Origin of the sequence: Acaryochloris sp. IP29b_bin.148, from assembly GCF_028285565.1 — a bacterium.
Taxonomy (GTDB): domain Bacteria; phylum Cyanobacteriota; class Cyanobacteriia; order Thermosynechococcales; family Thermosynechococcaceae; genus Acaryochloris.
Genome location: NZ_JANQOY010000107.1, coordinates 19120 through 27212, shown reverse-complemented (window position 1 = coordinate 27212; position 8093 = coordinate 19120). Strand labels below are relative to the sequence as shown.

Below are 8093 nucleotides of genomic sequence, written 5' to 3'. Positions count from 1 at the left end.
GTCATATTGCTGTGCTCCGTTTCTTGGTGGTGGTACTTCAAGAGTACGGGAGGGCCATTTTTGCGATCGCTGGCCACACCATCCACCATAGGGACAATTTTGGGGGGAGAGTATTGAAAGATCCCGTTGTAATCGCCATTATTCATGGGTCAATCTTGCAGACTCGAAGGTACAGATAGTGAGCTGATTCAGGTCAACCTTCTAAGAGCAGGACGCGATAAAGCTGTTCTCCCCCCAGAATTGGGGGCAGGGGGGCTAGTGTAACCCATGTAAGGATAACGAAGTAAGCAGAGGTCATAGCTTCAGATCAGGATTCATGCAAGAAGTCTATTGAATGCCGTATTGTGCTTGGCATCTATCAAAGGAACTTCGCAGTACTCCAGCCATAGTTGCAAGCTTGGCTGGGGGTGTAGCGGAGCGTGACCGCAGAGAACAGTATCTACATCCTAGGTAATATAATGTAGATATGCTTAACATGACCTGGGAATTCAAGTTAGAACCCACTGCAGAGCAGATTGCAGAAATTGAGCGCACTTTAACCGTGTGTCGCAAGGTCTGGAATTTTGCCCTAGCAGAGCGTAAAGACTGGTTGAATTCCCGTAAGTCTCCTGTGAACGCTTGCTCCATCAATCGGGAATATATATTACCCGCTGATCAACCGTTTCCAAATTACGTGAAACAGGCTCAAGCCCTCACTCAAGCCAAGCAGCAAATTGCTGAATTAGGGTCTGTTAATGCTCAGATGCTCCAGCAGACTTTAAGGCAGTTAGAAGTTGCTTGGGAGTCATGGCTGTTGAAACGGTCAGGACTCCCCCGATTCAAGAACCAAGCCCGGATGCGTAGCTTTGTCTTTCCCCAGATGTTGAAGCATCCCATCAGCAATACGGGTATTAAGCTTCCGCAATTGGGCTGGTTAAAAGTTCGATGGTCAAGGGATATCCCTGAAGCTTGTGTAATTAAGCAAGCAAGGGTTGTCCGCAAGGCTTCTGGATACTCTGTCTTGTTGAGCTTGCAAGCAGATGTCAATATTCCAGAGGTGCCCTTTCATGGCCATCCTGTGGGGATTGATGTGGGCTTGGAGTATTTTTTGTCCACTTCAGACGGACTTCAGGTTAAGCGTCCTCGCTTTTTTAATCAGTTACACCGCAAGCTGCAATCGCTGCAACGTCGGCTGAAGAGAAAGCAAAAGGGCAGTGCGAGCCGTTCTAAGGTGTTACAGAAAATAGCAAGGGTTCACCAACGGATTGCGGATACTCGCAAGGACTGGCACTTTAAGCTGGCCCATCAACTGTGTGACCAAGCAGATTCGATGTTTGTGGAAGATTTGGACTTCCGAATCATGGCAAAGGGGATGTTAGGGAAGCATACACTGGATGCTGGTTTGGGTCAGTTTACAAATCAAATTCTGCCTTGGGTGTGCTTTAAGCGTGATGTTTATTATGGCAAAGTTGATCCCAGAGGCACGAGTCAGGAATGTCCTGACTGTGGTGCTGAGGTCAAAAAGGACTTGAGCATCCGACTCTCTCACTGTCTAAGCTGTGGCTCAGTTAAGCCAAGAGATATTGCTGCTGCTCAAGTGATTTGTACCCGTGGGCAACGGGGAATAGAAAAGGCCTGTGGAGTCGAGGTGACGGGGGATTCAGTCATGGATTCTAGTCAACTGGCACTGAAGCAGGAAATCTTCGGAGCGAATGTCAGTGATCAGTCATGATCACTTCATATCTACTCGTAATCGGACAATGGAGGGGTTGAGCCAAGCAAGGTTTGAGCTAATTTTAATGCTTCCTCTGGCGTCTTAATTTGGCCTTCAGCCTGTGCCAACGTCAGTTGAGAGAGCAAACGACCGACCTCTGGTCCGGGGGAAAGGCAGAGGGCCTTCATCAAAGCAGTACCAGACAAAGGCGGTTGGGGGTGAGCGAGTGGGCTATGGGGATTTAGATACTCTTCAATCCAGGGGGCTAAGCTTTTGAGGTAGGGCAGTGGAGACGCCTGATCTGGCCTATTACTGTTTTTCTGCTCCATCAGTTCTGCTGCAAGGGTTACCAGCACCACGGCAGGGAACACCGTTTTTGCAGTCTGAAAGAAGTGGTATTGATCTGCACGGGAATTGTTCCTCTGCTGGGTTAACTTCGTCAGTTGAGGCCAGCAGGTTAATAAGCGAGTGATTACATTAATCTCTCCACGGCTAAACTTCATCTGCTTGAGCGTCAACTCGGCCTGGGTCGGGCAATCGGATACAAGACCGATCCACTTTGAGGTTGAGAGTAGCGTTCGTTGAGCCGCTTCTTTACCTTGGGCTCGCTCATTGAGTTCTTGTGATAGCGCTCTCGCCAAATCTGGAATATGCTGCTCAAGCAGAACAGCTGCTTGATCGAGAGCAGGCAATAGCGCCAGACGGGTAGCAGTGGCATCGGGGAATGAAGACTTTAAGAGGCCATCTTGCCAAACCTGATGTACCCAAGGAGTAGCAGCAGCCTCACTCAAGAGGTAGCCTAATTCAACTTTGATCCGCTCTGCCGCAATGTCAGCTAATTTTGGGGTAAGTTGGCAGATCGTAACCTGGGTGTGAGGGTCTAGGGAAAACCCTAACTGAGCCGCTTGTCGATAAGCGCGTAGTAGGCGTAGCGGATCTTCTGCCAGATTCTGAGCCGCAATCATTCGGAGGATGCCAGCTTTAAGATCTTGCTGTCCCTGCAAGGGATCAATGATTGTGTCGGTAAAAGGGTGATACGCGATCGCATTGATCGTAAAGTCTCGTCGATGTAAGTCTTCCTCCAAGGACGTCCCCACTTGCAGGGCAAAATCAGCTGTGGCTTGAGGAAAGACCACCCGGGCAATCTCTCGTTCTGCATCTAGAAGCACAAATCCTGCATGGCACCGTTGAGCAATTTTGCGGGCCGTTTCGACCGCCGCCTCTGGCAACACAAAATCTAAATCTAAGTAGGGGGTTTCTCGCTGCAGCAAAGCATCTCGAACACAGCCCCCCACTAAATAGGCCGAGTGGGGTAAGTCTTGGGCTGGAAACGGCCAAGTTTGAGGTGCAAGTGCAGATTGAATAAGAGACATGCAAACTTAACTAGAAAAACGTCTGCAAGCAGGAGGCTCGGTTCACAGGCAAAAAGCCTGCTGAACGGCACCTTAGCATCGTGAATTAAGAATGGGCAGGGAGAGACTCGAACTCTCATGACCGAAGTCGCCACATTTTGAGTGTGGTGCGTCTACCATTTCGCCACCCGCCCTGGGCCTTGAAGGCAAAGTTCCACCATTATACAAGAACCGTTTAGCATTGCAACGAGTTCGTTGAATTTGATGGGAGAGCTATGGCTCACTCCGGATCGGAGAGACCCCTGCTTGCTCCAAAATCTGGGGAATTAAATCTTCCCGGCGTACTGCCATCATATGCACCCCCTGACACAACTGGCGAGCCTGCTGCACTTGCTCAGCTGCTATCTTAATGCCTTCTTGTAGGGGATCTGCGGCTTTGTCCAGTCGAGTAATAATGGACTCTGGAATATTGACCCCTGGCACACAGCGATTGATAAATTGGGCATTTTTGGCTGACTTAAGCAGGAATATACCCGCCAATATCGGTTTGTTAGCTGGTCTGGCAATTTTCGTCATAAATTTTTCTAGGCGTTCAAAGTCAACGATTAATTGACTTTGAAAAAACTGGGCTCCTGCTTCCACTTTTCGTTCAAAACGGCTTTGCAGCCCGGACCAACTGGCTAGCTGGGGGTCAACCGCCGCGCCGACCCAAAGTTGAGTAGGACCATCAGGGAGGGATTTTTCATTGCCATCCAAACCCCCATTTAATTGACGAATCGTGTTGAGTAAGCGCACAGACTCTAAGTCAAACACCGCTTTGGCTTTGGGGAAGTCCCCCGCTTTGACGGGATCGCCCGTAAGTGCCAGAATATTGCGAATTCCCAGGGCATGGGCTCCCATCAGATCCGCTTGCAGGGCAATCCGATTGCGATCGCGACAGGCCATCTGGCAAATGGGTTCAATCCCGTGTTGTCGCAGAATAACTGCCACGGCCAAGGAACTCATTCGCAGCACTGCTCGGCTACCGTCCGTAATATTGACGGCATGGACCCAATCTTTAAGATGAAGGGCTTGTTGCACCATATGCTCAACTGAGCCACCCTTGGGCGGCATCACCTCTGCTGTGACTAAGAACTTTCCAGTATGAATGGCGTCCTGAAATCGGTGGTCAGCAGGCAAAGAGAGCAGTCCAGACGGTTGATTTACTGGGCTAGTTAGAGAGGGCATAAAGGGGGTGAGACAAGCGAGTAAGGGATCAATTTATACCTATTTAAGCTGTAGGTATCTCTAAATACTTGTATTATCCTGGCGATTTACACCTGTAAACGTCAAGGATCATTATTGATCTTTAGTCTGAAAGAAGTATTCAACTTATGATTCAGGGGAAAAGGGTTGAATTGAGATGCGATCGCCCTTCTGAATCCCTAATTCAGCTGCTCGGCCACCCCGTAGCTCAAGCACCTGATCAATGATTTCACCCTCTGGTCCATAGGTTGGGCAAGGGGTAGCTTGGCAGGGAGGAGCACTATGCTGCACAGCAATCACTTCGCCATTGCGCAGAAAAACCATATCTAAATCAATCAGCACGTTCTTCATCCAAAAGCTAACAGGCTGAGGTGGATCGAAGGGAAATAACATCCCTCGATTATCCGCAAGGGTCTCTCGGCCCATCAGTCCTGTCGCTTGCTCTTGGCGGGTACGAGCCACTTCCAGTTCTACAATATTGTTCTTGATCAAAGCTTGGGCGGTAATGGGTAAACGTTGATCCGGCTGCGAAGAAGCTGCAACGGAAGAGGGTACAGATTTGGAAGCAGGAGGTGCAGCCGAAGTGGGCGAAGAGGACTGAGTGAGAGGCTGACAACCTAGCATTAATACCCCAGCCACGACTCCAAATAAGCGCAAATATCGGTGTCGACGCCCCGTGCTCTCGAAGAACATATCCTACTCCAAAAACGATGAATGGTATGAATGACTCAGTACAAGACAAAAAGTTCGAATAGCTGCAAAGGTCGATATATGGCTCTAACCTCATGACTTAATATAGCGCTCAACAGTCTCCGCCAACGTTTTCGAGTGTTCAATTTGTAATATCGGAATATTCCATGATCCACATCTTAGAAGGATCAATTTTTCAACAGAATCTTGACTTTAGATCACTCCATTTTTGCTATTTCTGCTGCAAAAAGAGTGCGGATGGTCTGGTAAGCGTGGGAAATTTGAGCGACCATTTCTTTTGCTCCCTCCATCGATCCCTCACGCCCAAGGGTTTCTACTTCAGCACAAAGCTCTGCAAGGTGTTTAGCACCTAGATGGGCACTGGCAGACTTCAGCGCATGGGCTGCATCACTCAATGCTTCAGGATTGGCTTCATCTACCGCTTGCTGCATATTATCGACACGCCCTGGTGCATCTTCAAGATAAGTACTCAGTAAATCTGCAATCAGTAAGGGGGCACTCTCCCCTGCCAACTGACGAAAATGATCCAGAACTGTGGGGTCAAGAACCGTGGTTTCAATAGAAGCATCAGCCATCTTAGAGGGTTCCATTTGCAGACCAAGGGATGGAGCGCTTTGAGTGTCAGAAGCAGTAAGTGGAGATTCAATGGATAGGATGCTGAGCTGCTCTGGATGGTTTACATGGCCCTCCAACTTATCCTCACCAGCAAGAGCTATCACAGGAGAGTTTGATACTTTTGCTGACCCGAGTGTTAAGGGTGGCAACGGAGTTGGCATCTCTTCCTCAGCCGCTTCAATATCGGCAGTGGTTATCCCGAGAGAGAGGGTTTCCTCTTTCTCGGCGCTAGGTTGAGTAGTTGTAGGCATGGGTTTTGCTAGACTGCTTCTTTCTACAGGCTTACAACGACTCAAGACATCCCTAAGTTCAGGAATACGGACAGGCTTAGTAATATACGCATCCATGACTGCTTCCAGACAGATTTCCCGATCTCCTTGCATGGCATTGGCGGTCATGGCAATGATGTAGGGGCGTTCTTCTGAAGACCATCGCTGACACACTTCTTTGGTCGCCGCTAGACCATCCATCTCTGGCATTTGCACGTCCATTAGCACGAGATCATAGACTTGCCGCTCTAAGGCCTCTAGAACTTCTAAACCATTATTTGCTACATCAGCTTGATACCCTAATTGCTTCAAGGTTAATAAAGCCACCTTCTGATTTACAACCATATCTTCTGCTAGGAGAATGCGTAATGGGGAGTGGGCTGCAAGATTAGTAGACAGTTGCTCTCCAGTTGAGGGTTGCCCTGCTGTGAGTGAAGGATTACCGAGTACTTGGCAAAGTACATTATGTAGTTGTCTCTGTTGGATCGGTTTGTTTAAAACAGCTGCAATATTTTGCGCACCGGCTTGTGAGCGAATATCTTGTCCTAATGAACTTAAAATAACTAACGGAAGTGATTGACCTGTGGACTGCTCACGTATCTTCTGAGCCAGAGTCAAGCCATCCATTCCTGGCATCTGCATATCTAAAATAGCCAGATCAAACTTCACGCCTCGCTGTAGCCATTCCAGAGCCTTGATGCCCGATTTGACAGCACAGGTCAGCATCCCCCAGGATTGAGCTTGTAAAGAGAGTATTTCCCGATTGGTGGCATTATCGTCTACAATCAGCAGCTGCTTGCCCGCTAGTTGTGTATCTGTAAGGATATTGGGGCTGACATAATCAGGGATTTCAGAGGCGACAATCGTAAACGAAAAGGTTGAACCTTTACCCGCTTCACTGTTGACCCATATTTTCCCACCCATTAGCTCACTCAGTTGCTTGCTGATTGCTAATCCCAGACCCGTCCCTCCAAATTTTCGGGTGGTGGAAGTATCCACTTGAGAAAAGGATTGGAATAAGCGCTCTAGTTTGTCAGATGGAATCCCTATTCCTGTGTCCTGGATGTCAAACCTAATTTCATACGACAGATTTGCCTCAGCAACTGTGGGCATTACACGGCCTTCTGAATCAGCCTTAGATTGCTGTTGGGTAATGGGGGTCGCAGATACATAGATAACGACTTCTCCCTCCCCTGTAAATTTAATGGCATTATTGAGTAAATTGACTAAAATTTGTCTTAATCGAGTGATATCCCCCAAAATGGCGACTGGAATTGGAGAATGAATAAGATAAGCCAGTTCTAAGTTTTTCTCTGAGGCTTTAGGTGCGACAATGAGCATTGCTTCTTCGATGCAATGTCTGATTTCAAACGGTTGCGTTTCTAGATCAAGTTTTCCGGCTTCAATTTTGGAGAAGTCAAGAATATCGTTGATGAGAGATAAGAGCGCATCTCCACTACTACGAATCGTGTCAACAAAGTCCTGTTGCTGCGCATCAAGAGGAGAATAAGCCAGTAATCCTGTCATGCCTATGACTGCATTCATGGGGGTTCGCAGTTCATGGCTCATGTTGGCAAGAAACGCACTTTTTGCTTTATTTGCACTATCGGCAGCTTCTTTCGCTTTTAGTAGCTCTGATGTTCGTTCTTCAACCCGCTGCTCTAGTTCTTCATTGAGTTGTTTTAAGGCCAATTCAGTTTCTTTGCGTTCTGTGATGTCTTGAAAGGTCCCCAAAATACCGATAACTTTTCCCTGTTCATCATGGAGAGGAACCTTGTTCGTTTCTAACCAAGCTTGTTTGCCGTCTGCCTGTAATTGCGGTTCAATAATTCCCAACTCTGATGAATTGGAATCCATTACCCTGCGATCGCATTGGCGAAAGAACTCAGCTTCTTCTGTTTGCCAAGCTAATTCGTAGTCAGTTTTACCAATAATCTTGTCAGGCGTGCCTACACCAGCAATTTTCGCAAACTTATGATTGCAACCTAAATAGATAGAATTAACATCTTTCCAGAAAATATATTCTGGCAGGTTATCCATCACTAATTGTAATAGTTGACTTTGGATTATATTTTTCTCAAAAAATGATTTTGAGGTTTCTAAAGAAGGTGATTCAGCCATAGTTTGATAGGCTTATTTTTTTAATCGGATCACCTCTATACAGTTCCCCATCTTTTGATCTAAATTGCCTGATCATAAAAAATGTCA

At 47.5% G+C, this 8093-nt stretch carries 5 protein-coding genes and 1 tRNA gene; 1 reads left to right on the top strand and 5 read right to left on the bottom strand.

The genetic code is table 11. The annotated features are described in order from the left end of the window. The first annotated feature begins 466 nt into the window (after window positions 1–466). Window positions 467–1711 (top strand): transposase, encoded by a 1245-nt coding sequence (locus tag Q0986_RS10160; protein WP_366918559.1) that lies wholly within the window; start codon window positions 467–469, stop codon window positions 1709–1711. 11 nt (window positions 1712–1722) lie between these two features. Here the strand turns inward: Q0986_RS10160 and Q0986_RS10155 are convergent, their stop codons facing one another. From Q0986_RS10155 to Q0986_RS10135, 5 genes are all read right to left on the bottom strand, one after another. Continuing rightward, window positions 1723–3066 carry a CCA tRNA nucleotidyltransferase gene (locus Q0986_RS10155; protein ID WP_299409231.1) on the bottom strand — a complete coding sequence of 448 codons (1344 nt, stop codon included), beginning with the start codon at window positions 3064–3066 and terminating at the stop codon, window positions 1723–1725. Between the two features lie 92 nt (window positions 3067–3158). Then, window positions 3159–3239: transfer RNA gene (locus tag Q0986_RS10150), tRNA-Leu, on the bottom strand. Window positions 3240–3318: 79 nt separating this feature from the next. Next, window positions 3319–4272 (bottom strand): methylenetetrahydrofolate reductase, encoded by a 954-nt coding sequence (locus tag Q0986_RS10145; RefSeq protein ID WP_366918558.1) that lies wholly within the window; start codon window positions 4270–4272, stop codon window positions 3319–3321. Window positions 4273–4416: 144 nt separating this feature from the next. Continuing rightward, window positions 4417–4983: a DUF192 domain-containing protein gene (locus Q0986_RS10140; protein ID WP_299409224.1), complete on the bottom strand. Its 567-nt coding sequence runs from the start codon at window positions 4981–4983 to the stop codon at window positions 4417–4419. A gap of 215 nt (window positions 4984–5198) precedes the next feature. Beyond that, window positions 5199–8006 carry a response regulator gene (locus Q0986_RS10135; protein ID WP_299409221.1) on the bottom strand — a complete coding sequence of 936 codons (2808 nt, stop codon included), beginning with the start codon at window positions 8004–8006 and terminating at the stop codon, window positions 5199–5201. Between the last annotated feature and the right edge of the window lie 87 nt (window positions 8007–8093).

Excerpts from the sequence above, each read along its gene's own strand:
- Q0986_RS10145 (WP_366918558.1), bottom strand. The coding sequence starts at position 4,272 with ATGCCCTCTCTAACTAGCCCAGTAAATCAACCGTCTGGACTGCTCTCT.
- Q0986_RS10140 (WP_299409224.1), bottom strand. The coding sequence starts at position 4,983 with ATGTTCTTCGAGAGCACGGGGCGTCGACACCGATATTTGCGCTTATTT.
- Q0986_RS10155 (WP_299409231.1), bottom strand. The coding sequence starts at position 3,066 with ATGTCTCTTATTCAATCTGCACTTGCACCTCAAACTTGGCCGTTTCCA.
- Q0986_RS10135 (WP_299409221.1), bottom strand. The coding sequence starts at position 8,006 with ATGGCTGAATCACCTTCTTTAGAAACCTCAAAATCATTTTTTGAGAAA.
- Q0986_RS10160 (WP_366918559.1), top strand. The coding sequence starts at position 467 with ATGCTTAACATGACCTGGGAATTCAAGTTAGAACCCACTGCAGAGCAG.